Source organism: Pseudomonas sp. B21-017 (assembly GCF_024749245.1).
GTDB lineage: Bacteria > Pseudomonadota > Gammaproteobacteria > Pseudomonadales > Pseudomonadaceae > Aquipseudomonas.
In genome coordinates this window covers 5,349,435-5,372,343 of the sequence record NZ_CP087194.1, presented here as the reverse complement: position 1 = coordinate 5,372,343, position 22,909 = coordinate 5,349,435, and the positions used below count along the sequence as shown (strand labels likewise).

Genomic DNA, 22,909 nt, shown 5'->3' with positions numbered 1-22,909 from the left:
AATACCCGGCCCGACGTTCGGGTGCAACCGCGTGCACCGTTTCGGGTGATGTCGCGGGCGGTTTAGGCTAGAATGCACGGCCTCAAAGCACACCCCTTCCCGAGGCTGTCCCGAAGATGTTGATCCTGCGCGGCGCTCCTGCCCTTTCTGCCTTTCGCCACAGCAAACTCCTTGAGCAACTGAGCCAGAAGGTTCCAGCTGTCAGCGGCTTGTATGCTGAATTCGCTCACTTCGCCGAAGTTACCGGCGTCCTGACCGGCGACGAACAGCAGGTGCTCGCGCGCCTTCTGAAGTACGGCCCTAGCGTTCCGGTACAAGAGCCCACTGGTCGTCTGTTCCTGGTATTGCCGCGTTTCGGCACCATTTCGCCGTGGTCCAGTAAAGCCAGCGATATCGCTCGCAACTGCGGCCTGACCAAGATCCAGCGCCTGGAGCGCGGCATCGCGTTCTATGTCGCCGGCCAGTTCAGCGACGCCGAAGCGCAGCTGATTGCAGACGCGCTGCACGACCGCATGACCCAGATTGTGCTGGGCAACCTCGAACAAGCCTCCGGCCTGTTCAGCCACGCCGAACCCAAGCCCCTGACCGCGATCGACGTGCTGGGTGGCGGCCGCGCCGCGCTGGAAAAAGCCAACACCGAGCTGGGCCTGGCCCTGGCCGAAGACGAAATCGACTACCTGGTCAACGCCTTCCTTGGTTTGAAGCGCAACCCGCACGACATCGAACTGATGATGTTCGCCCAGGCGAACTCCGAGCACTGCCGTCACAAGATCTTCAACGCCAGTTGGGACATCGACGGTCAGAGCCAGGAAAAAAGCCTGTTCGGCATGATCAAGAACACCTACCAGATGCATAGCGAAGGTGTTCTGTCGGCTTATAAGGACAACGCATCGGTGATCGTCGGTTCCGTGGCCGGTCGTTTCTTCCCGGACCCTGAAACCCGCCAGTACGGCGCGGTGCAGGAACCGGTGCACATCCTGATGAAAGTCGAAACGCACAACCACCCGACTGCGATTGCCCCGTTCCCGGGCGCATCCACCGGTAGCGGCGGCGAGATTCGCGACGAAGGCGCCACCGGTCGTGGCGCCAAGCCAAAGGCTGGCCTGACCGGTTTCACCGTGTCGAACCTGCAGATCCCGGGCTTCGAACAGCCGTGGGAAGTGCCATACGGCAAGCCCGAGCGCATCGTTACCGCGCTGGACATCATGATCGAAGGCCCGTTGGGCGGCGCTGCGTTCAACAACGAATTCGGCCGTCCGGCGCTGACCGGCTACTTCCGTACCTTCGAACAGTCGATCACCACGCCCCATGGCGATGAAGTTCGCGGTTACCACAAGCCGATCATGCTGGCTGGCGGCATGGGCAACATCCGTGAAGAACACGTCAAGAAAGGCGAAATCGTCGTTGGCTCCAAGCTGATCGTGCTTGGCGGCCCGGCGATGCTGATCGGTCTGGGTGGCGGCGCGGCTTCCTCCATGGCCACCGGCACCAGCTCGGCAGACCTGGACTTCGCTTCCGTACAACGTGAAAACCCCGAGATGGAGCGTCGTTGCCAGGAAGTCATCGACCGTTGCTGGCAACTGGGCGACAAAAACCCGATCAGCTTCATCCACGACGTCGGCGCGGGCGGTCTGTCCAACGCCTTCCCGGAACTGGTCAACGATGGCGACCGTGGTGGCCGTTTCGAACTGCGCAACATTCCAAACGACGAGCCGGGCATGGCCCCGCACGAAATCTGGAGTAACGAATCCCAGGAACGCTACGTTCTGGCAGTCGGCCCGGCGGACTTCGAACGCTTCAAGGCGATCTGCGAGCGTGAGCGTTGCCCATTCGCGGTAGTCGGCGAAGCCACTGCCGAGCCGCAACTGACCGTGACCGACAGCCACTTCGGCAACAGCCCGGTGGACATGCCGCTCGAAGTGCTGCTGGGCAAAGCCCCGCGCATGCACCGTTCGGTGGTTCGTGAAAACGAGCTGGGCGACGATTTCGATCCGTCGACCCTCGACATCGCCAACTGCGTCGAGCGCGTCCTGCATCACCCGGCCGTGGCCAGCAAGAGCTTCCTGATCACCATCGGCGACCGCACCATCACCGGCCTCGTGGCCCGTGACCAGATGGTTGGCCCGTGGCAGGTTCCGGTGGCCGACGTTGCCGTTACCGCCACCAGCTTCGACGTTTATACCGGTGAAGCCATGGCCATGGGCGAGCGCACTCCGCTGGCCCTGCTGGACGCTCCGGCGTCGGGCCGCATGGCCATCGGCGAAACCCTGACCAACATCGCCGCCTCGCGCATCGCCAAGATCTCCGACATCAAACTGTCGGCGAACTGGATGTCCGCTGCCGGTCACCCAGGTGAAGACGCACGTCTGTATGACACCGTGAAAGCGGTCGGCATGGAACTGTGCCCTGAGCTGGGCATCACCATTCCGGTGGGCAAGGACTCCATGTCCATGGCCACTCGCTGGAACGACGAAGGTGTCGATAAGGCTGTCACTTCGCCGATGTCGCTGATCGTGACCGGTTTCGCGCCAGTGGCTGACATCCGTCAGACCCTGACTCCGCAACTGCGCATGGACAAGGGCACCACCGACCTGATCCTGATCGACCTCGGTCGCGGCCAGAACCGCATGGGTGCCTCGATCCTCGCGCAGGTTCACGGCAAGCTCGGCAAACAAGCCCCGGACGTCGATGACGCCGAAGACCTGAAAGCCTTCTTCGCGGTGATCCAGGGCCTCAACGCCGACGGTCACCTGCTGGCTTACCACGACCGTTCCGACGGTGGTCTGCTGACCAGTGTGGTGGAAATGGCGTTTGCCGGCCACTGCGGTCTGAGCCTGAACCTCGACGGTCTGGCAGAGACTTCCGCCGATATCGCCGCGATCCTGTTCAACGAAGAACTGGGCGCCGTGATTCAGGTTCGCCAGGACGCCACCGCGGATATCCTCGCGCAGTTCAGCGCTGCTGGCCTGGGCGACTGCGTATCGGTGATCGGTCAGCCGATGAACAACGGCGAGATCAGCATCACGTTTAACGGCGATACCGTATTCGAAGGTCAGCGTCGTCTGCTGCAACGTCAGTGGGCTGAAACCAGCTACCAGATCCAGCGTCTGCGTGATAACGCCGACTGCGCCGAACAAGAGTTCGACGTGCTGCTGGAAGAAGACAACCCGGGCCTGAGCGTCAAGCTCAGCTATGACGTCAACCAGGACGTCGCCGCGCCTTACATCAAGAAAGGCATTCGCCCACAGGTTGCCGTGCTGCGTGAGCAGGGCGTCAACGGTCAGGTGGAAATGGCGGCCGCGTTCGACCGTGCCGGTTTCAACGCGATCGACGTGCACATGAGCGACATCCTGGCTGGCCGTGTCGACCTGAACGACTTCAAGGGCATGGTCGCTTGCGGCGGTTTCTCCTACGGCGACGTACTGGGTGCCGGCGAAGGCTGGGCCAAGTCCGCGCTGTTCAACAGCCGCGCTCGCGATGCTTTCCAGGGCTTCTTCGAACGTACCGACAGCTTCACCCTCGGCGTGTGCAACGGTTGCCAGATGATGTCCAACCTGCACGAGCTGATCCCGGGCAGCGAGTTCTGGCCGCACTTCGTGCGCAACCGTTCCGAGCAGTTCGAAGCCCGCGTGGCCATGGTTCAGATCCAGGAGTCGAACTCGATCTTCCTGCAGGGCATGGCCGGTTCGCGCATGCCGATCGCCATCGCCCACGGTGAAGGCCATGCCGAATTCGCCAGCGAAGAAGCGTTGCTGCAAGCCGATCTGTCGGGTTGCGTGGCGATGCGTTTCGTCGACAACCACGGCAAGGTCACCGAGAAATACCCGGCCAACCCGAACGGCTCGCCGCGCGGGATCACCGGTTTGACCAGCCGCGACGGTCGCGTGACCATCATGATGCCGCACCCGGAGCGTGTGTTCCGCGCGGTGCAGAACTCGTGGCGTTCGGAAGACTGGAACGAAGACGCACCTTGGATGCGTATGTTCCGTAACGCTCGCGTCTGGGTGAACTAAGAGCGGGGAGCTGATTGCCGTGTACAAGCTCTGCTTTTTTGTTCCGGCCAGTCATGTTGAAGTGGTCAAAAGCGCTGTATTCGCCGCCGGTGGCGGGCGGATCGGGGCTTATGACCACTGTGCGTGGCAGGTGTTTGGCTTGGGTCAGTTTCGTCCGCTGGAGGGCAGTCAGCCGTTCATTGGCGAGGCTGGGCAGGTCGAGCAGGTTGAGGAATGGAAGGTTGAGCTTGTGGTCAGCGATGAGTTGATCCGGGCGGTGGTGGTGGCTCTGAAAGAGAGCCATCCCTATGAGACGCCGGCTTACGAGGTATGGCGGTTAGAGGATTTTTGATTCTCTGGCCGCTGCAATGAGAAACCCGCTGATTCTTCAGCGGGTTTTTTATTGCTCGGGATTTAACCTCTGACCTGATCCGTGATCTTCTGATCTATTTTTTCGAAGCCGACCGAAGGTAGCAGCCAGAACACACTTGATCATTCCCACGCTCTGCGTGGGAGTGATCATTATGGGGGGAAGTTACGGGCGGATTTCGATCATCGTGCCGTCCGGTACCAGACCCCAGACTTCGCGCATGTCCATGTTGCGCATGGCGATGCAGCCATCGGTCCAGTCCAGCGTGTGGAACAAGTCTTCCGGATTGTCTTCGGTGTCCGGGGTACCGTGGATCATGATCATGCCGCCAGGCTCGACGCCTTCGCGTCGGGCGCGGGCGGAGTCGCTGATGTTGGGGTAGGAGATGTGCATCGCCAGGTTGAAACGGTCGCTGGTCTTGCGCCAGTCCAGCCAGTAAAGGCCTTCGGGGGTGCGTTTATCACCTTCCATCAGTTTTGGGCCAATGGGGCGTTTGCCCAATGAAATGCGATAGGTCTTGAACGGCTTGCCGTCGTTGATCAACTGCAACTGATGGGCAGATTTGAGGACCAGAACTTTTTCGATGACTTTGCCGTCCGGGGCGGCCGCGACGGAAGCCTGGGAGACTGCGACGAACGATAAGCAAAACAGGGCAAGCAACCAGCGCATTGAAACGATATCCCTAAGAGGTGTCGCGACTATTTTATTTATAGATGGTTTTTTACTAACAAGTGCTTAGATGATGGCAGGCTGAGCGAGTGGCGGGATCGATTCGGACCGCACGGGGTAGACCTCGGCCCGCCGGTCAGCGAAGAAGCATTCTAATGTACGGCCCACCGTGCGGAAAGCCAGTTCGCCCCAAGGAATATCGGCCTCTTCGAACAGCTGCACTTCCAGGCTCTCGGGGCCTGCGCGAAAATCCAGATCCACAAGCTCGGCGCGAAAGAACACATGCACCTGACTGATGTGCGGCACATCGATCAGCGTATAGATGCTCAGGTTGCGTACCCGGGCGCAAGCTTCTTCGGCGGTCTCGCGAATGGCGGCCTGTTCGATGGTCTCACCGTTTTCCATGAAACCGGCGGGCAGGGTCCAATAACCGAGCCGTGGCTCGATGGCGCGACGGCACAACAATACCTTCGAACCCCAGGTCGGCACGCAACCGGCGACGATATTGGGGTTCTGGTAATGAATGGTATGACAGCTGTCGCAGACAAAACGCAGGCGCGAATCGCCTTCGGGAATGCGCTGGGTTACCGGGTTGCCGCATTGACTGCAATATTTCATGCTTGGGTTCCTGAATGCTGCGCCTATCTTGGCGTGCAGCGGTGTCGGTCGGCAAGTTGTCGTTTCGCGACATGAGGCTTTTCGGGGGTTGGGCGGCCGGTGCGATTGGTGCATGATGCAGGGTAAGGCACAGATCGAGAAGACTCATGCTGGACGAGCTACTGCACCGGGTAAGCAATCACACACCGCGTACGCTGGAAACCGACCGACGTTTCCCCGAAGCCGCGGTATTGGTGCCCATCACGCGCAGTGACGAACCTGAACTGGTCCTGACCCTTCGCGCCAGCGGGCTCTCGACCCATGGCGGTGAAGTCGCTTTTCCCGGCGGTCGACGCGACCCTGAAGACCCTGATCTGATCTTTACCGCTCTGCGCGAGGCCGAAGAAGAAATCGGCCTGCCGCCGGGGCTGGTCGAAGTGATCGGCCCACTGAGCCCGCTGATCTCCCTGCACGGCATCAAGGTCACGCCCTATGTCGGCGTGATTCCGGATTTCGTCGAATACCTGGCCAACGATGCCGAGATCGCCGCAGTGTTCAGCGTGCCTCTGGAATTCTTCCGCAAGGACCCGCGCGAGCACACCCACCGCATCGACTATCAGGGCCACAGTTGGTATGTGCCGAGCTATCGTTATGGCGAGTACAAGATCTGGGGGTTGACGGCGATCATGATCGTCGAGTTGATCAACCTGCTCTATGACGCGAAAATCAGCCTGCATCAACCGCCCAAGAGTTTTATCAACACCTGAAGCCATCGCTCGTATGGCGTGAATCCTGCTTTTCGCTAGTGAGCCAGCCTGGTCGTGAGGACAACAAGATGAAATACCGCCTGGGCGACGCCCGCGTCGAGACCCACCCGCAGAGCTGGGTCGCACCCAATGCCGTGCTGGTGGGCAAGGTCAAACTGGAAGAGGGCGCCAACGTCTGGTTCAACGCCGTGTTGCGTGGCGACAACGAATTGATCCTGATCGGCAAGAACAGCAACGTGCAGGACGGCACCGTGATGCACACCGACATGGGCTATCCACTGACCATCGGTACCGGCGTGACCATCGGTCACAATGCCATGCTCCACGGCTGCACGGTGGGCGATTACAGTCTGATCGGCATCAACGCAGTGATCCTCAACGGCGCGAAAATCGGCAAGAACTGCATCATCGGCGCCAACTCGCTGATCGGTGAAGGCAAGGAAATTCCGGACGGCTCGCTGGTAATGGGCTCGCCGGGCAAGGTGGTACGCGAACTGACCGAGCCGCAGAAGAAGATGCTCGAAGCCAGCGCCGCGCACTATGTGCACAACTCGCAGCGTTATGCCCGCGATCTGGTCGAGCAGGAACAATGAGCACACCTGAACGTGAGCGACCGGTCCCGTCGCCGTGCGTGAACATTTGTGCGCTGGATGAGGATGACATTTGCACCGGGTGTCAACGCACGGTGGAAGAGATCACCCGCTGGAGCCGGATGGACAACGAGGAGCGGCGCAAGGTGCTGGGGTTGTGTCATGAGCGGGCGAAGTCGAGTGGGCTGATCTGGATGTTGCCTTCCAAATCCGATTCCTGATTTTTTGTGGTAGCGCGGCTTTTGTGGCGAGGGGGCTTGCCCCCGTTGCGTTGCGAAGCGGCGCTAAACCTGCGACTTCATTCTTTCAGGCGTACGGCGTTTGCTGATTTCACGACTGCTGCGCAGCCGAACGGGGGCAAGCCCCCTCGCCACAGGTTATCTGTGCGCTGAAGATGAAGTACCCTGTGCACAAAATTGACAGGTATCTCCCGTCCATGCTCTTCCTGATCGCCTACATCAGCAGCGTCGTGCTGATCAATTACGCCTTTTCCACCGCCCCGCACCTGGACATCATCTGGTCGGCCTGGGGTGGCCTGGTGTTCGTGCTGCGCGACATGGTGCAAACCCGCTTCGGCCATGGCGCGATCGCGGCGATGCTGGTGGCGCTGGGGCTGTCTTACGTTACCTCCGATCCCTCAATTGCTCTCGCCAGTGCCACGGCGTTCGCCGTGTCCGAGTGCATCGACTGGCTGGTGTTCAGCCTCACCAAGCGCCCGTTGCACGATCGCCTGTGGATAAGTTCGGCCCTGAGCATCCCGCTGGACACCTTCATCTTCTTCGGCATGATCGATGCGCTCACACCGGGCGTGATCTTCACTGCGCTGGGTTCGAAGTTCGCGGGCGTCACCGTGGTCTGGTTGGCCATGGCATGGCGCCTGCGCAAACAGGCTGTCGTCAGCTGAAGCCAAACCCTCAGGTTCATGTAAAATGCCGCGCTTTCTCCCCATGGGAAGCGCGCTTCCCTCGATGATCCGCTCCTTTGAGGACCTGAGATGACCCGTATCGGAACTCCATTGTCGCCAACCGCGACCCGCGTATTGATGTGTGGCTGTGGTGAGTTGGGCAAGGAAGTGGTGATCGAGCTGCAACGCCTGGGCGTTGAAGTGATTGCCGTGGATCGCTACGCCAATGCGCCGGCCATGCAAGTCGCCCATCGCAGCCATGTGATCAATATGCTCGACGGTGCCGCCCTGCGTGCGGTGATCGAAGCCGAGAAACCGCACTTCATCGTGCCGGAAATCGAAGCCATCGCCACCGCGACCCTGGTGGAGCTGGAGTCCGAAGGCTTCACCGTGATCCCGACTGCCCGCGCCGCACAGTTGACCATGAACCGCGAAGGCATCCGTCGCCTGGCCGCTGAAGAGCTGGACCTGCCGACATCGCCGTACCACTTCGCCGACACCTTCGAGGACTACCGCAAGGCAGTCGAAGACCTGGGCTTCCCGTGCGTGGTCAAACCGGTCATGAGTTCCTCGGGCAAGGGCCAGAGCCTGCTGCGCAGCGTCGATGACGTGCAGAAAGCCTGGGATTACGCTCAAGAAGGCGGCCGCGCCGGTAAAGGTCGCGTGATCATCGAAGGCTTCATCGACTTCGACTACGAAATCACTCTGCTGACTGTGCGTCACGTCGGCGGCACTACGTTCTGTGCGCCTGTCGGTCACCGTCAGGAGAAGGGCGACTACCAGGAATCCTGGCAGCCACAAGCCATGAGCCCGGTTGCTTTGGCCGAATCCGAGCGCGTCGCCAAAGCGGTCACCGAAGCCTTGGGCGGTCGTGGCCTGTTTGGCGTCGAGTTGTTCATCAAGGGTGATCAGGTGTGGTTCAGCGAAGTCTCGCCGCGCCCGCATGACACCGGTCTGGTGACCCTGATTTCCCAGGACCTGTCGCAGTTCGCACTGCACGCACGGGCGATCCTGGGCCTGCCGATTCCACTGATCCGTCAGTTCGGCCCATCGGCGTCGGCGGTGATTCTGGTGGAAGGGCAGTCGACTCAGACCGCTTTCGCCAACCTGGGTGCAGCGTTGAGCGAGCCGGATACTGCGTTGCGTCTGTTCGGCAAGCCTGAAGTCAATGGCCAGCGGCGGATGGGGGTTGCGTTGGCTCGCGACGAGTCTATCGAAGCTGCTCGTGCAAAAGCGACCCGTGCTGCTCAGGCTGTTGTAGTCGAGCTGTAAACCGAGGCGCGGCATTCGCGGGCAAGCCTCGCTCCTACAGGGATCACGTCAAGACGCAAGTGCGTTCGACAAATGACCCGTAGGAGCGAGGCTTGCCCGCGAAGCTTTTGGCTTCAGGCAACCCGATTCAAATCGTTATTGCGTGTCTCCTTCAGGCACAGCACTGCGATTAAGCTTAGTACTGCCGCCCCCGACACATACCCGCCGACATAACTCAAGCCACCCATCGCCACCAGTTTCTGCGCAAAGAACGGTGCCGCCGAGGCGCCGACAATACCGCCCAGGTTGTAAGCAGCCGATGCGCCGGTATAGCGCACGTGGGTCGGAAACAGCTCCGGCAGCAGCGCGCCCATCGGCGCAAACGTCACGCCCATCAGAAACAGTTCTATGCACAGGAACAGCGCCACACCCCAGGTCGAGCCATGGGTCAGCAGCGGTTCCATCAAGAATCCGGACAGAATCGCCAGCACGCCGCCGATGATCAGCACCGGCTTACGCCCGAAACGGTCGCTGGCCCAGGCCGACAGCGGTGTTGCGGCCGCCATGAACAGCACCGCGAAACACAGCAGGGCGAGAAAGGTTTCCCGGGTGTAGCCAAGCGTCGACACACCGTAACTCAGCGAAAACACTGTCGAGATGTAAAACAGTGCATAGCACACCACCATCGACCCGGCGCCCAGCAGCATCGGTGCCCAGTATTGGCTGAACAGCTCGACCAGCGGAATCTTCACCCGCTCCTGGCGAGCCACGGCGTTGGCGAACACCGGGGTTTCGTGGAGCTTGAGGCGTACGTACAAGCCGACCATCACCAGCGCGGCACTGAGCAGGAACGGAATCCGCCAGCCCCACGAACGGAATTGCTCGTCGTTCAGGCTCATGGCCAGGGTCAGGAACAGGCCGTTGGCCGCCAGAAATCCGATCGATGGGCCGAGTTGCGGAAACATGCCGAACCAGGCGCGCTTGCCTTTGGGTGCGTTCTCCGTGGCCAGCAATGCGGCGCCGCCCCATTCGCCGCCCAGTCCCAGGCCTTGGCCGAAGCGCAGCACGCAAAGCAGGATCGGCGCCCAGGCGCCAATGCTGTCGTAACCCGGCAGTACGCCGATCAGCGTGGTGCACACGCCCATCAGCAGCAAGGACGCAACCAGTGTCGATTTGCGTCCGATGCGGTCACCAAAATGGCCGAACAACGCCGAACCCAGCGGCCGCGCAAGGAAAGCGATGCCGAAGGTGAGGAATGCCGACAGCATCTGCGCGGTGCCGGAGGTTTGTGGAAAGAACACCGGGCCGATCACCAATGCTGCGGCGGTGGCATAGACGTAGAAGTCGTAGAACTCGATGGCCGTGCCGATGAAACTCGCGGTAGCCACGCGGGTGGCGGAGTTCGTCGGTTGGGCAGGCGCGGTGTCGCTGAACGTTGTGCTGGTCGTCATGTCGTTATCCCTGACAGTCATGTGCCCCAGTGGAGCGAATTATTATGGTCGAATACCCAGGGATGTGGGTTGAGGATCGGTCGCTGTTCAAGGTAGGAACAGTCGCCGCAGTGGTACGGATGGTGTCGAAGATCTGGCCGGAACCTGCTGCATGCGGGGTAAGCATGTGGTTCGGTGGGAGGCTTGGGTAAGCCGGCTCGATTATAGGAAGGTGGCTAACTATCGAACAAGAGGGGCGGTTGTTTTAACCCGTTAACGGATAAACGCAGGCGCTGAGCTGGTATGCCAGATCAGCACGCGCGTGACGCGATTTTCTTCTGTCTCCAGAATCTCCAGCCGGTATCGTCCGATCTTCAGGCACACCGCACTGTCCGGAATCGTCTCCAACGCCTCGGTCACCAAGCCGTTTAGGGTTTTCGGACCATCGCTGGGCAAATGCCAGCCGAGGCTCTTGTTCAGCTCGCGGATGGACGCTGCGCCATCAATCACCAGTCGGCCATCGGCCTGCGGGTGAATGTGCGGGTTATCCAGGCTGTGCTGGCTTTCGAACTCTCCGACGATTTCTTCGAGAATATCTTCCAGGGTCACGATACCCAGTACTTCCCCGTACTCGTCGACCACCATGCCCAAGCGCCGCTGCTGCTTGTGGAAATTCAGCAATTGCAGTTGCAACGGTGTGCTTTCCGGCACGAAGTACGGTTCGTGACTGGCCGCCAGCAGCGCTTCCACAGTCAGGCTTGAATCCGGCAACAAATGACGGATCTGCCGGGTGTTGAGCACCGCTTCGACCTGGTTGATGTCGCTGTGGAATACCGGCAGGCGGGTGCGCCTGTTGTGGCGCAGTTGCTCGATGATTTCTTCGAGGGGGTCGTCCAGATTGATCCCGTCGACGTCGCTGCGTGGCACCAGAATATCGTTGACCGTGATGTTATCCAGTGCGTGTATACCTGACAGTGGGCGATAGGCCGCGTGTTCGTGATCGTCGTGCCGATCTGCCGGTGTCTCGTCTTCGCTTTGCTGCACCACGTTGATTTTGCGGGCGAATGGCCGCATCAGCAGTTGGCTGATGCCATTGAGTAGCCATGCGGCGGGATAGACGATTTTCAGCGGTATGCCGAGCAGTGTGTTGCCCAAGGCCAGGACGGCATCCGGATAGCGTGCGGCGAGGGCGCGTGGCAGGTAGTCGGCGAACACCAGCAACACTGCGCCGGCACCGAGGCAGGCAATCCAGGGGGCGTTTTGCGCCCAGGTGAAAATCGCCAGCAAGGTGCTGATGACCACCACCAGCGCGCGGCATAAGGTGTTGCAGAGGATCAGGCTGTTGAGCGGGAAGCTCAGCTTGGCCACGGGTTTGTCGCTGGAACGCGAGGCCGTGCGCTGGGCCAGTAATTGCTGTTGCGCAACTTCGATGGCGGTAAACAGCCCCGACCATAAAATCAGCAGGGCCAGCACCGCGAGCATCGGTCCTATGGGCAAGTCGTCCATTAATGCCGCCCGTCAGATGTGCAGAATGTATTCGCGGACCAGTTTGCTGCCGAAATACGCCAGCATCAGCAGGCAGAAACCGGCAAGGGTCCAGCGGATGGCTTTGTGTCCGCGCCAGCCGAGACGGTTGCGCCCCCAGAGCAGCACGCTGAACACGATCCAGGCCAGGCACGCCAGCAGGGTTTTATGCACCAGGTGCTGGGCGAACAGGTTCTCGACGAACAGCCAGCCGGAAATCAGCGACAACGACAGCAGGCTCCAGCCGGCCCAGAGGAAACCGAACAGCAGGCTTTCCATGGTTTGCAGCGGCGGGAAGTTCTTGATCAGCCCGGACGGATGCTTGTGCTTGAGCTGATGGTCCTGAACCAGCAGCAGCAAGGCCTGGAACACCGCGATGGTGAACATGCCATAAGCGAGGATCGACAAGAGAATGTGGGCGAGAATGCCTGGCTCTTCGTCGATGACTTGCACCGTGCCGGCGGGGGCGAACTGTGCCAGCAACACTGTTGCGGCGCCCAGCGGGAACAGCAATACAAGCAGGTTTTCCACTGGAATCCGTGAGCAGGCCAGCAGGGTCAGGGCGATGACCGCTGCGGCAATCAGGCTGGCGGCGCTGAAAAAGTCCAGGGCCAGGCCGACCGGAGTCAGCAGATAGCTGATCAGGCTGGCGCTGTGGGCCAGCACGGCCAGTACGCCGAGCGTGACCAGCAGGCGTTTGTTCGCCTTGGCACCGGTGGCCAGGCGAGTGCCTTGATAGAAGGTCGCAGCGGCATATAAGCAGGCGGCGGCGAGGGTGGTAAGCAAGCTGGGTGACAAGGGGAGCATAAATCCTGTTAGGCAGGCCCGAAAGGCGTTGAGTTTGGCATAGAACCCATACGGCACGAAAGACCATACAAGCTGACGGCGAGGTGTCCGCCAGACGCAGTCTTCGCTATAATCCGCGACCTGCCCACGCCGCAGGCTCGCCGAGCACATGTTGATTCCGGTCTGGGCCGCCATTATCCCGGTCTACACAGGGCCTGAAAGGATCGCGCAATGTTTGAAAACTTAACCGACCGTCTCTCACAGACGCTGCGCCATGTCACCGGCAAGGCCAAGCTGACCGAAGACAACATCAAAGACACCCTGCGTGAAGTGCGCATGGCGTTGCTCGAAGCCGACGTCGCCTTGCCGGTGGTCAAAGACTTCGTCAATTCGGTCAAGGAACGCGCTGTCGGCACCGAGGTGTCGCGCAGCCTGACGCCGGGCCAGGCCTTCGTGAAGATCGTCCAGGCCGAACTCGAAAGCCTGATGGGCGCGGCCAACGAAGATTTGAACCTGAGCGCCGTTCCACCGGCCGTGGTTCTGATGGCCGGTTTGCAGGGTGCGGGTAAAACCACCACCGCCGGCAAACTGGCGCGCTTCCTTAAAGAGCGCAAGAAGAAGTCGGTCATGGTCGTGTCCGCGGACGTTTACCGTCCGGCGGCGATCAAGCAGCTGGAAACCCTGGCCAACGACATCGGCGTGACGTTCTTCCCGTCCGACCTGAGCCAGAAGCCGGTTGACATCGCTCAAGCGGCTATTAAAGAAGCCAAGCTGAAATTCATCGACGTGGTCATCGTCGACACCGCCGGTCGTTTGCACATCGACGAAGAGATGATGGGCGAGATCAAGGCGCTGCACGCCGCGATCAATCCGGTCGAAACCCTGTTCGTGGTCGATGCCATGACCGGCCAGGACGCCGCCAACACGGCCAAGGCCTTCGGTGATGCATTGCCGCTGACCGGTGTGATCCTGACCAAGGTCGACGGTGATGCCCGTGGCGGTGCCGCACTGTCGGTACGTGCCATTACCGGCAAGCCGATCAAGTTCATCGGTATGGGCGAGAAGAGCGAAGCGCTCGAGCCGTTCCACCCTGAGCGTATCGCATCGCGCATCCTCGGCATGGGCGACGTGCTCAGCCTGATCGAACAGGCCGAAGCGACCCTCGACAAGGACAAGGCCGACAAGCTGGCCAAGAAGCTGAAGAAGGGCAAGGGCTTCGACCTCGAAGACTTCCGCGATCAGCTGCAACAGATGAAGAACATGGGCGGTCTCGGCGGCCTCATGGACAAACTGCCGAATATCGGTGGTGTGAACCTGGCGCAGATGGGCAATGCCCAGGGTGCGGCAGAGAAGCAATTCAAGCAGATGGAAGCCATCATCAATTCCATGACCCCGGCCGAGCGCCGCGACCCTGAGCTGATCAGTGGTTCGCGCAAGCGCCGGATCGCCATGGGTTCCGGCACCCAGGTGCAGGACATCGGTCGCTTGATCAAGCAGCACAAGCAGATGCAGAAGATGATGAAGAAATTCTCCGCGAAAGGCGGAATGGCCAAAATGATGCGCGGCATGGGCGGTATGTTGCCCGGCGGCGGCATGCCCAAGATGTAAAGAATTCGCGCAGGAGCTTGCTCCTGCGCCGACCCACACGGACGTGGGATCTCCAGCAAACCCGCACTTGGCGGGAGCTGACTGGCCATCTTCAGCGATGGCTCTATAGCAAATCTGGATGGCACGCCGATAGGCGCCGGAAAAAGACATTTGCAAAAGTCCGGATATTCCTTAGAATATGCGGCCTTTCGGGCACCTATGCCCGCTGTGCATTTAGATTTGCAGCACCGACTACAGGAACGATGTTCACATGCTAACAATCCGTCTTGCCCTTGGCGGCTCCAAAAAGCGCCCGTTTTACCACTTGACCGTAACCGACAGCCGCAACCCGCGTGACGGTTCGCACAAGGAACAGGTTGGTTTCTTCAACCCTGTTGCTCGTGGTCAAGAAGTTCGTCTGTCCGTGAACCAAGAGCGCGTAGCCTACTGGCTGAGCGTTGGTGCACAGCCTTCTGAGCGCGTTGCTCAGTTGTTGAAGGAATCTGCTAAGGCTGCGGCCTGAGCAATATGAACGCGACGCCAGCTGTTGCTGATGATTTGATCGTTATCGGCAAGATTTATTCTGTTCACGGCGTTCGCGGCGAAGTGAAGGTGTATTCCTTTACTGATCCGATTAAAAACCTGTTGGACTACAAAACCTGGACGCTCAGGCGCGAAGGCAACGTAAAACAGGTCGAGCTGGTCAGCGGACGCGGGAACGACAAGTTCCTGGTCGCAAAGCTCAAGGGTCTTGATGATCGTGAAGAAGCTCGTCTTCTGGCTGGTTATGAGATCTGCGTGCCGCGCAACCTGTTCCCTGAATTGACCGATGGCGAGTACTACTGGTACCAGCTGGAAGGTCTGAAGGTCATCGATACTCACGGGCAATTGTTCGGGAAAATCGATCATCTTCTGGAAACCGGCGCCAATGATGTAATGGTGGTCAAGCCTTGCGCTGGCAGCCTGGATGATCGCGAACGCCTGTTGCCGTATACCGAGCAATGCGTGTTGGCCGTCGATCTGGCAGCGGGCGAGATGAAGGTGGAATGGGATGCGGACTTCTAAACGTGGCTAACCTGCGCGTAGAAGTGATCAGTTTGTTTCCCGAGATGTTCTCCGCCATCAGCGAGTACGGCATCACCAGTCGGGCGGTGAAACAGGGGCTGTTGCAGCTTACCTGTTGGAATCCGCGAGACTACACGACGGATCGACATCACACTGTGGATGATCGCCCATTTGGCGGTGGTCCGGGCATGGTGATGAAGATCAAGCCCCTGGAAGATGCTCTGGTTCAGGCCAAGGCAGCAGCCGGGGAGGCGGCGAAGGTAATTTACCTGTCCCCCCAAGGCCGTCAACTGACACAGTCGGCGGTGCGCGAGTTGGCGAATCTGGATGCATTGATCCTGATTGCCGGCCGCTATGAAGGCATTGACGAGCGTTTTATTGATGCTCATGTCGATGAAGAGTGGTCGATTGGCGACTATGTACTGTCTGGCGGCGAGCTGCCGGCGATGGTCCTGATCGATGCGGTTACACGACTGCTGCCTGGAGCTTTAGGGCATGCGGACTCCGCTGAGGAAGATTCCTTTACGGATGGTTTGCTGGATTGCCCGCACTACACCCGACCGGAGGTGTATGCGGATCAGCGTGTTCCCGACGTATTGCTAAGTGGCAATCACGCGCACATCCGGCGTTGGCGTTTACAGCAGTCCCTTGGTCGGACCTATGAACGACGCGCCGATCTTCTGGAAAGCCGCTCGCTTTCTGGAGAAGAGAAGAAGCTGCTCGAGGAATACATCCGCGAGCGGGACGATAGTTAACAACGTATCGATGGTAGATCCGACGATTTACCTTAGGAGCACAGCATGACTAACAAAATCATCCTTGCACTCGAAGCAGAGCAGATGACTAAAGAGATCCCTACCTTTGCCCCGGGCGACACCATTGTCGTTCAGGTGAAAGTGAAGGAAGGCGATCGTTCGCGTCTGCAAGCGTTCGAAGGCGTAGTTATCGCCAAGCGTAACCGCGGCGTAAACAGTGCTTTCACCGTTCGTAAAATCTCCAACGGTGTTGGTGTAGAGCGTACTTTCCAGACCTACAGCCCGCAAATCGACAGCATGGCTGTCAAGCGTCGCGGTGATGTACGTAAGGCCAAGCTGTACTACCTGCGTGACCTGTCCGGTAAAGCAGCTCGCATCAAGGAAAAACTGGCTTAAGTCCAGCTTCCGATGCCGAAAGGCCGGCCTACTCAGGTTGGCTTTTCAAGAAAATGCCTCGTATCGAAAGATGCGGGGCATTTTTCGTTATGGCTGCATATATAAAAAACTGCGGCGCTCTTTCTGTAGCTGCTGCCGAAGGCTGCGTCTGGCTGTAGTAGCTGTCGAGCTCCAGCGAGGCTGCGTCCGGCTGCGAAGCAGTCGTGAATCCGGCTAATGCGGTCTGTCTGGCGTGCCGTAATCTCTGATTATGCGACTGCTGCGTCCGAGCGCAGGCTTCGCAAGCTGCTCTTGGTCGTATTAGTCGCACAAAAGAAAACGCCCCGAACCAGTCGGGGCGTTTGCTTTAAGTGTTGCGGCTTTTTGGGCTTGGGTGCTTAGCGCTTCAGCGAAGCTGGCAGGTGTGGCTGGATCGCTGTCAGTACTGCCTTGAAGCACTTGGTGTTGCCGGCAACGACGTGACCTTTCTCCAGGAAGTCGTGACCGCCGGTGAAGTCGCTCACCAAGCCACCGGCTTCCTGGATCAACAGGGCGCCTGCAGCCATATCCCACTCGGACAGGCCTGACTCCCAGAAGGCGTCGAAACGGCCGGCAGCCACGTAGGCCAGGTCGAGGCTTGCCGAGCCGGCGCGGCGGATGCCGGCGGTCTGGCCAACCAGGGCGCGGAACATGCCCAAGTAGTTGTCGAGGTTGTCCATCTGGTCGTCACGGAACGGGAAGCCGGTACCCAGCAGGGCGCCGTCCAGGCTGGTACGGCCGCTGACGCGCAGGCGACGACCGTTCAGTTGAGCGCCGCGACCACGGCTGGCGGTGAATTCTTCCTGGCGAACCGGGTCCAGAACAACAGCGTGTTCCAGGCGGCCGCGGTATTTGCAGGCGATGCTGACAGCGAAGTGAGGAATGCCGCGCAGGAAGTTGGTGGTGCCGTCCAGTGGGTCGATGATCCACAGGTATTCTTCGCCTTCGATGCCGGTGCCGGCGTGCAGGCCGGTTTCTTCACCCATGATCGAGTGGTTCGGGTAGGCCTTGCGCAGTGCGTCGATGATTTTCTGTTCGGCGGCGCGATCCACCTCGGATACATAATCCTTGGCGTCTTTTTCGTCGACCTTGATGGTATCCAGGCGCTCGATGGAGCGGAAGATCAATTCACTGGCGCTGCGGGCGGCGCGCAGCGCGATATTCAGCATGGGCTGCATGGATGTGTCACCTAAGGTTGTTAAAGAAAGCCGGGCATTCTATCAGAAAGTTTCTACAGGAGAAGGTCGACGTTCGCTTTCATGGCTTAACGGTAGGAGGAGCTGTAAGATTCGGCTCCCCCATTCAATGTTCGAGAGCGCCTCCCTTGCTGCAAAACATTCGTGTCGTCCTGGTCAATACCAGTCATCCCGGAAATATCGGCGGTGCTGCGCGTGCCATGAAGAACATGGGCCTGTCGCGACTGGTGCTGGTCGAGCCGCGGTTGTTCCCGCACCACGAGGCCGATGCGCGTGCGTCCGGCGCCGGGGACATCCTTGAAAACGCGCAAGTCGTCGCCACCTTGGAAGATGCCTTGGTCGGCTGCAATCTGGTGCTGGGTACCAGTGCTCGTGACCGTCGCATTCCCTGGCCGTTGCTCGATCCCCGTGAGTGCGGTGCAAGGGTGGTCGAGGAGGCGGGGCAGGGTGCCGAGATCGCATTGGTGTTCGGTCGTGAAGATTCCGGCCTGACCAACGAAGAGCTGCAGCGATGTCATTATCACGTGCACATTCCATCAGACCCCGAGTTCAGTTCGCTGAACCTCGGGGCGGCGGTGCAGGTGTTGAGCTATGAGGTGCGCATGTCCTGGCTGGCGGCCCAAGGTCAGCCGAGTAAGGTCGAGAAGGAAGAAGTGGCGTCCATCAAGAGTGGTGAGCTGGCGACCATGGATGAGCTGGAGCGATTCTATGAGCACCTGGAGCAAACCCTGGTGACCATCGAATTCCTCGATCCGGAAAAGCCACGGCACTTGATGGCGCGCCTGCGTCGGTTGTACGGACGCAGCTCGGTCAGCCGGGCGGAAATGAATATATTGCGTGGCATCCTCACGGAAACCCAGAAGGCGGCCCGTGGCGAGCTTCTAAAGCGGAAGGATTAATGATGTTCGAGCGTTTGCGTGAAGATATCCAAAGTGTTTTTCATCGTGACCCGGCGGCGCGTAATGCTTTTGAGGTCCTGACCTGCTATCCGGGCATGCATGCCATCTGGATCCATCGCCTGTCGTCGCTCCTGTGGCGCACAGAGCTGAAATGGCTGGCGCGGCTGGTGTCGAACTTCGGTCGCTGGTTGACCGGGATCGAGATTCATCCGGGGGCCAAGGTCGGTCGTCGCTTCTTTATCGACCATGGCATGGGCATCGTTATTGGTGAGACTGCCGAGATCGGCAACGATGTCACCCTTTATCAGGGCGTGACCCTTGGTGGCACCAGCTGGAACAAGGGCAAGCGTCACCCGACCCTGGAAGACGGCGTGGTGGTTGGCGCGGGCGCCAAGGTGCTCGGCCCATTCACTGTCGGTGCCGGGGCCAAGGTGGGTTCCAATGCCGTGGTCACCAAGGCAGTTCCGCCGGGTGCGACGGTGGTGGGGATTCCGGGGCGGATTATCGTCAAGTCCGACGATGAGCAGGATGCCAAGCGCAAGGCCATGGCCGAGAAGATCGGCTTCGATGCCTACGGTGTCGGCGAAGACATGCCGGACCCGGTGGCCCGGGCGATTGGTCAGTTGCTCGATCACTTGCAGGCGGTCGATGGGCGTCTGGAGGGTATGTGTGGAGCGCTGAAGGATCTGGGCAGTAATTACTGTGCCAAGGATCTGCCTGAACTGCGTGAAGAAGACTTTGCCTGTGTGAAGGGCAAGGACGAAAGCAGGGCCAGCTGATTCACGGCAGGGTCGCATTCAGGCATTTGCACCGCGCTGGTTGGTGTGCCATTGCGCCGCAGACCCTGCTATGATGCGCGCGCTCTTTTGCGGGTAAACCTGAGTAATACGCTAGGTCTTATAGTTGACTTAAATACTCGGGAATTGCATACTCGCCCCATTCCGAACTCCGTGGTAATTGTCCATGCGACTGACTACAAAAGGCCGATACGCCGTGACCGCCATGCTTGACCTGGCGTTACACGCGCAGCACGGGCCGGTGTCCCTGGCCGATATCTCCGAGCGCCAAGGCATCTCCCTGTCCTACCTCGAGCAGCTTTTCGCCAAATTGCGCCGTAGCAATCTGGTGTCCAGTGTTCGCGGTCCGGGCGGTGGCTACCAATTGTCCCGCGACATGCAGGGCATCCAGGTCGCCCAGGTAATCGATGCGGTCAACGAATCGGTCGATGCAACCAAGTGCCAGGGCCAGGGCGATTGCCATTCCGGCGACACCTGTCTGACTCACCATTTGTGGTGCGATCTTAGCCTGCAGATTCACGAATTTCTGAGCGGTATCAGCTTGGCTGACCTTGTAACTCGCCGTGAGGTGCAAGAAGTAGCCCAGCGTCAGGACCAGCGTCGTTGCAACAGCAAGGCGCCACGCCTGGACAAGATTGAAGCGTCCGCCGTCGAATGACAGCCAAAGAGCTAGCGGCACGCCAGCCAGCCTGATTTAGGAGATAGTCCATGAAATTGCCGATTTACCTTGATTACTCTGCGACCACCCCGGTTGATCCGCGTGTCGCGCAAAAGATGAGTGAATGCCTGCTGGTCGACGGAAACTTCGGTAACCCGGCGTCCCGTTCCCACGTGTTCGGCTGGAAAGCCGAAGAGTCCGTCGAGAACGCTCGTCGTCAGGTCGCTGACCTGGTTAACGCCGACCCGCGTGAAATCGTCTGGACCTCCGGTGCCACCGAGTCCGACAACCTGGCAATCAAGGGTGCGGCGCATTTCTACTCCACCAAAGGCAAACACCTGATCACCACCAAGATTGAGCACAAGGCTGTCCTCGACACCATGCGCCAACTGGAGCGTGAAGGTTTCGAAGTGACCTACCTCGATCCTCGTGAAGATGGCCTGGTCACTCCGGAAATGGTCGAAGCTGCCCTGCGTGACGACACCATTCTGGTATCGGTCATGCACGTGAACAACGAAATCGGCACCATTAACGACATCGCCGCCATCGGTGAGCTGACCCGCTCCCGGGGTATTCTGTTCCACGTCGACGCCGCTCAGTCCACCGGCAAGGTCGAGATCGACCTGTCGAAACTGAAAGTTGACCTGATGTCGTTCTCTGCCCACAAAACCTATGGCCCTAAAGGCATCGGCGCGCTGTACGTCAGCCGCAAGCCGCGTGTGCGCATCGAAGCGACCATGCACGGCGGCGGTCATGAGCGTGGCATGCGCTCCGGCACCCTGGCGACTCACCAGATCGTCGGCATGGGCGAAGCGTTCCGTGTGGCCAAGGAAGACATGGCTGCCGAGAATGCACGCATCAAAGCGCTGAGCGACCGTTTCTTCAAGCAGGTTGAAGGCCTGGAAGAGTTGTACGTCAACGGCAGCATGACCGCTCGCGTACCGCACAACCTGAACCTGAGCTTCAACTACGTCGAAGGCGAGTCGCTGATCATGGCGCTCAAGGATCTGGCGGTTTCGTCGGGTTCGGCCTGCACCTCGGCATCGCTTGAGCCTTCGTACGTGCTGCGCGCCCTGGGCCGCAACGACGAACTGGCACACAGCTCGATTCGCTTCACCTTCGGCCGTTTCACCACCGAAGAAGAAATCGACTACGCCGCGCAGAAAGTCTGCGAGGCCGTCACCAAGCTGCGCACTCTGTCGCCGCTGTGGGACATGTACAAAGACGGCGTCGACATTTCGAAAATCGAGTGGGCGGCACACTGATATTCAAGTCGCCGCAACCGGGCCCTGCGAATCCACGATTGGCAGGGCTTCAAGAGCGACTCCTGATGAGTGAGGATTAAGAATCATGGCTTACAGCGAAAAGGTCATCGACCACTACGAGAACCCGCGCAACGTCGGCAAGATGGATGCAGAAGATCCTGATGTCGGCACCGGCATGGTCGGCGCTCCGGCGTGCGGTGACGTGATGCGTCTGCAGATCAAGGTCAACGAACAAGGCATCATCGAAGACGCCAAGTTCAAGACTTACGGTTGCGGTTCGGCAATCGCCTCCAGCTCCCTGGCGACCGAGTGGATGAAAGGCAAGACTCTGGATGAAGCAGAGACCATCAAGAACACTCAACTGGCCGAAGAACTGGCCCTGCCGCCAGTGAAAATTCACTGCTCTGTACTCGCTGAAGACGCTATCAAGGCGGCCGTTCGCGACTACAAGCAGAAGAAAGGCTTGATCTGACTTTCAAGATTTGGCGACGAGTAAGGAGTCACCGATGGCTATCAGCATGACAGAAGCGGCTGCTCAACACGTGCGACGCTCCCTCAACGGGCGCGGCAAGGGTGATGGGATTCGTCTGGGTGTTCGCACCACGGGCTGTTCCGGCCTTGCCTATGTGCTGGAGTTTGTCGACGAGGTGGGCGCGGACGATCAGGTGTTCGAAAGTCACGGCGAGAAAGTGATCATCGACCCGAAAAGCCTGGCCTACCTGGACGGCACCGAGCTTGATTTCGTCAAGGAAGGGTTGAACGAAGGCTTCAAGTTCAACAACCCCAACGTGCGCGGTGAGTGTGGCTGCGGCGAAAGCTTCAATATCTGAGGCTACTCGTGGGTACTCCTTGTCATTTCGCTTTATTTGAGCTGCAACCGAGTTTCAATCTGGACCTCGATCAGCTGGCTACGCGCTACCGTGAGTTGGCGCGCGGCGTTCATCCGGACCGCTTTGCCGACGCTTCCGAGCGTGAGCAGCGGCTGGCGCTCGAGCAATCCGCGAGCCTCAACGAGGCCTACCAGACGCTCAAAAGCCCCCCCAAGCGCGCGCGATACTTGCTCGCATTGAGTGGTGGCGAGTTGCCGCTGGAGGTCACGGTGCATGATCCGGAGTTTCTTCTGCAGCAGATGGAGTTGCGTGAAGAGCTCGAGGATCTGCAGGACAGCGCCGACATGGCGGGTATCGCCACGTTCAAGCGCCGCCTCAAGGCAGCTCAGGATGAACTGAACCATAGCTTCGCAGCTTGCTGGAATGATGCGGCGCAACGCGAGCGGGCCGAACGCCTGATGCGGCGCATGCAGTTCCTCGACAAGCTCACCTACGAAGTGCGCCAGTTAGAAGAGCGCCTCGACGATTAACCCAGTGCCGCTCCGGTCGCACGCCTGATATAC

At 59.6% G+C, this 22,909-nt stretch carries 25 protein-coding genes; 19 read left to right on the top strand and 6 right to left on the bottom strand.

What is annotated here, in order from left to right:
• Window positions 1–116: 116 nt before the first annotated feature.
• Both purL and LOY28_RS24355 read left to right on the top strand, forming a co-directional pair.
• Complete coding sequence (purL, locus tag LOY28_RS24360) at window positions 117–4,013, top strand: phosphoribosylformylglycinamidine synthase (RefSeq protein ID WP_018927085.1); 3,897 nt, start codon at window positions 117–119, stop codon at window positions 4,011–4,013.
• Window positions 4,014–4,032: 19 nt separating this feature from the next.
• Window positions 4,033–4,344, top strand: a complete 312-nt coding sequence (locus tag LOY28_RS24355; protein ID WP_018927084.1) for a YqfO family protein — start codon at window positions 4,033–4,035, stop codon at window positions 4,342–4,344.
• A 183-nt stretch (window positions 4,345–4,527) separates the two neighbouring features.
• On the opposite strand, the gene LOY28_RS24350 is transcribed toward LOY28_RS24355, so the two are convergent.
• Window positions 4,528–5,031 carry a murein L,D-transpeptidase family protein gene (locus LOY28_RS24350; protein ID WP_018927083.1) on the bottom strand — a complete coding sequence of 168 codons (504 nt, stop codon included), beginning with the start codon at window positions 5,029–5,031 and terminating at the stop codon, window positions 4,528–4,530.
• A gap of 66 nt (window positions 5,032–5,097) precedes the next feature.
• Window positions 5,098–5,649: an NUDIX hydrolase gene (locus LOY28_RS24345; protein ID WP_018927082.1), complete on the bottom strand. Its 552-nt coding sequence runs from the start codon at window positions 5,647–5,649 to the stop codon at window positions 5,098–5,100.
• 146 nt (window positions 5,650–5,795) lie between these two features.
• Here LOY28_RS24345 and LOY28_RS24340 point away from each other — a divergent pair, with 146 nt between their 5' ends.
• From LOY28_RS24340 to purT, 5 genes are all read left to right on the top strand, one after another.
• A complete protein-coding gene (locus tag LOY28_RS24340; protein WP_018927081.1) occupies window positions 5,796–6,395 on the top strand; it encodes a CoA pyrophosphatase in 600 nt (199 codons plus the stop codon).
• A gap of 68 nt (window positions 6,396–6,463) precedes the next feature.
• Window positions 6,464–6,988 carry a gamma carbonic anhydrase family protein gene (locus LOY28_RS24335; RefSeq protein ID WP_007936184.1) on the top strand — a complete coding sequence of 175 codons (525 nt, stop codon included), beginning with the start codon at window positions 6,464–6,466 and terminating at the stop codon, window positions 6,986–6,988.
• A complete protein-coding gene (locus tag LOY28_RS24330) occupies window positions 6,985–7,206 on the top strand; it encodes a DUF1289 domain-containing protein (protein WP_018927080.1) in 222 nt (73 codons plus the stop codon). Before LOY28_RS24335 ends, LOY28_RS24330 begins: the two co-directional genes overlap by 4 nt.
• 215 nt (window positions 7,207–7,421) lie before the next feature.
• Window positions 7,422–7,889, top strand: coding sequence for a VUT family protein (locus tag LOY28_RS24325; protein WP_018927079.1), 468 nt, complete (start codon window positions 7,422–7,424; stop codon window positions 7,887–7,889).
• 90 nt (window positions 7,890–7,979) lie between these two features.
• Window positions 7,980–9,161, top strand: coding sequence for a formate-dependent phosphoribosylglycinamide formyltransferase (gene purT / locus LOY28_RS24320; RefSeq protein WP_018927078.1), 1,182 nt, complete (start codon window positions 7,980–7,982; stop codon window positions 9,159–9,161).
• 113 nt (window positions 9,162–9,274) lie between these two features.
• Here the strand turns inward: purT and LOY28_RS24315 are convergent, their stop codons facing one another.
• The 3 genes from LOY28_RS24315 to LOY28_RS24305 all read right to left on the bottom strand — a co-directional run bounded on the left by LOY28_RS24315 (window position 9,275) and on the right by LOY28_RS24305 (window position 12,901).
• Window positions 9,275–10,591, bottom strand: coding sequence for an MFS transporter (locus LOY28_RS24315; RefSeq protein ID WP_019581065.1), 1,317 nt, complete (start codon window positions 10,589–10,591; stop codon window positions 9,275–9,277).
• Window positions 10,592–10,843: 252 nt separating this feature from the next.
• Window positions 10,844–12,076: a transporter associated domain-containing protein gene (locus LOY28_RS24310; protein ID WP_258612655.1), complete on the bottom strand. Its 1,233-nt coding sequence runs from the start codon at window positions 12,074–12,076 to the stop codon at window positions 10,844–10,846.
• A gap of 12 nt (window positions 12,077–12,088) precedes the next feature.
• Entirely contained in the window at window positions 12,089–12,901 is an 813-nt protein-coding gene (locus tag LOY28_RS24305) for an inner membrane protein YpjD (protein WP_018927074.1), read from the bottom strand.
• 210 nt (window positions 12,902–13,111) lie between these two features.
• Between LOY28_RS24305 and ffh the strand changes: the two genes are divergently transcribed.
• The 5 genes from ffh to rplS all read left to right on the top strand — a co-directional run bounded on the left by ffh (window position 13,112) and on the right by rplS (window position 16,683).
• Window positions 13,112–14,488 (top strand): signal recognition particle protein, encoded by a 1,377-nt coding sequence (gene ffh / locus LOY28_RS24300; RefSeq protein WP_007941401.1) that lies wholly within the window; start codon window positions 13,112–13,114, stop codon window positions 14,486–14,488.
• Between the two features lie 250 nt (window positions 14,489–14,738).
• Window positions 14,739–14,990 (top strand): 30S ribosomal protein S16, encoded by a 252-nt coding sequence (rpsP, locus tag LOY28_RS24295; protein WP_003198088.1) that lies wholly within the window; start codon window positions 14,739–14,741, stop codon window positions 14,988–14,990.
• A 5-nt stretch (window positions 14,991–14,995) separates the two neighbouring features.
• Window positions 14,996–15,532, top strand: coding sequence for a ribosome maturation factor RimM (gene rimM / locus LOY28_RS24290; protein ID WP_019581061.1), 537 nt, complete (start codon window positions 14,996–14,998; stop codon window positions 15,530–15,532).
• A complete protein-coding gene (gene trmD, locus LOY28_RS24285; protein WP_172901170.1) occupies window positions 15,514–16,287 on the top strand; it encodes a tRNA (guanosine(37)-N1)-methyltransferase TrmD in 774 nt (257 codons plus the stop codon). Before rimM ends, trmD begins: the two co-directional genes overlap by 19 nt.
• A 45-nt stretch (window positions 16,288–16,332) precedes the next feature.
• The gene (gene rplS, locus LOY28_RS24280; RefSeq protein WP_003175895.1) at window positions 16,333–16,683 is read left to right on the top strand and encodes a 50S ribosomal protein L19; all 351 of its coding nucleotides are present in this window, start codon (window positions 16,333–16,335) and stop codon (window positions 16,681–16,683) included.
• A 377-nt stretch (window positions 16,684–17,060) separates the two neighbouring features.
• Here rplS and suhB read toward each other — a convergent pair whose 3' ends face one another.
• Entirely contained in the window at window positions 17,061–17,879 is an 819-nt protein-coding gene (suhB, locus tag LOY28_RS24275; RefSeq protein ID WP_007941397.1) for an inositol-phosphate phosphatase, read from the bottom strand.
• A 146-nt stretch (window positions 17,880–18,025) separates the two neighbouring features.
• On the opposite strand from suhB, the gene trmJ reads away from it, so the two are divergent.
• The 7 genes from trmJ to hscB all read left to right on the top strand — a co-directional run bounded on the left by trmJ (window position 18,026) and on the right by hscB (window position 22,876).
• Window positions 18,026–18,796: a tRNA (cytosine(32)/uridine(32)-2'-O)-methyltransferase TrmJ gene (gene trmJ / locus LOY28_RS24270; RefSeq protein ID WP_258612654.1), complete on the top strand. Its 771-nt coding sequence runs from the start codon at window positions 18,026–18,028 to the stop codon at window positions 18,794–18,796.
• A gap of 2 nt (window positions 18,797–18,798) precedes the next feature.
• A complete protein-coding gene (gene cysE, locus LOY28_RS24265) occupies window positions 18,799–19,575 on the top strand; it encodes a serine O-acetyltransferase (RefSeq protein WP_026286494.1) in 777 nt (258 codons plus the stop codon).
• A gap of 184 nt (window positions 19,576–19,759) precedes the next feature.
• Window positions 19,760–20,251: a Fe-S cluster assembly transcriptional regulator IscR gene (iscR, locus tag LOY28_RS24260; protein WP_003227911.1), complete on the top strand. Its 492-nt coding sequence runs from the start codon at window positions 19,760–19,762 to the stop codon at window positions 20,249–20,251.
• Window positions 20,252–20,301: 50 nt separating this feature from the next.
• A complete protein-coding gene (locus LOY28_RS24255) occupies window positions 20,302–21,516 on the top strand; it encodes an IscS subfamily cysteine desulfurase (protein ID WP_007941393.1) in 1,215 nt (404 codons plus the stop codon).
• 85 nt (window positions 21,517–21,601) lie between these two features.
• Window positions 21,602–21,988, top strand: coding sequence for a Fe-S cluster assembly scaffold IscU (gene iscU, locus LOY28_RS24250; protein ID WP_003443374.1), 387 nt, complete (start codon window positions 21,602–21,604; stop codon window positions 21,986–21,988).
• Window positions 21,989–22,022: 34 nt separating this feature from the next.
• Window positions 22,023–22,346, top strand: a complete 324-nt coding sequence (gene iscA / locus LOY28_RS24245; RefSeq protein WP_007941391.1) for an iron-sulfur cluster assembly protein IscA — start codon at window positions 22,023–22,025, stop codon at window positions 22,344–22,346.
• A gap of 8 nt (window positions 22,347–22,354) precedes the next feature.
• Window positions 22,355–22,876: a co-chaperone HscB gene (gene hscB, locus LOY28_RS24240; protein ID WP_258612653.1), complete on the top strand. Its 522-nt coding sequence runs from the start codon at window positions 22,355–22,357 to the stop codon at window positions 22,874–22,876.
• Window positions 22,877–22,909 lie beyond the last annotated feature (33 nt).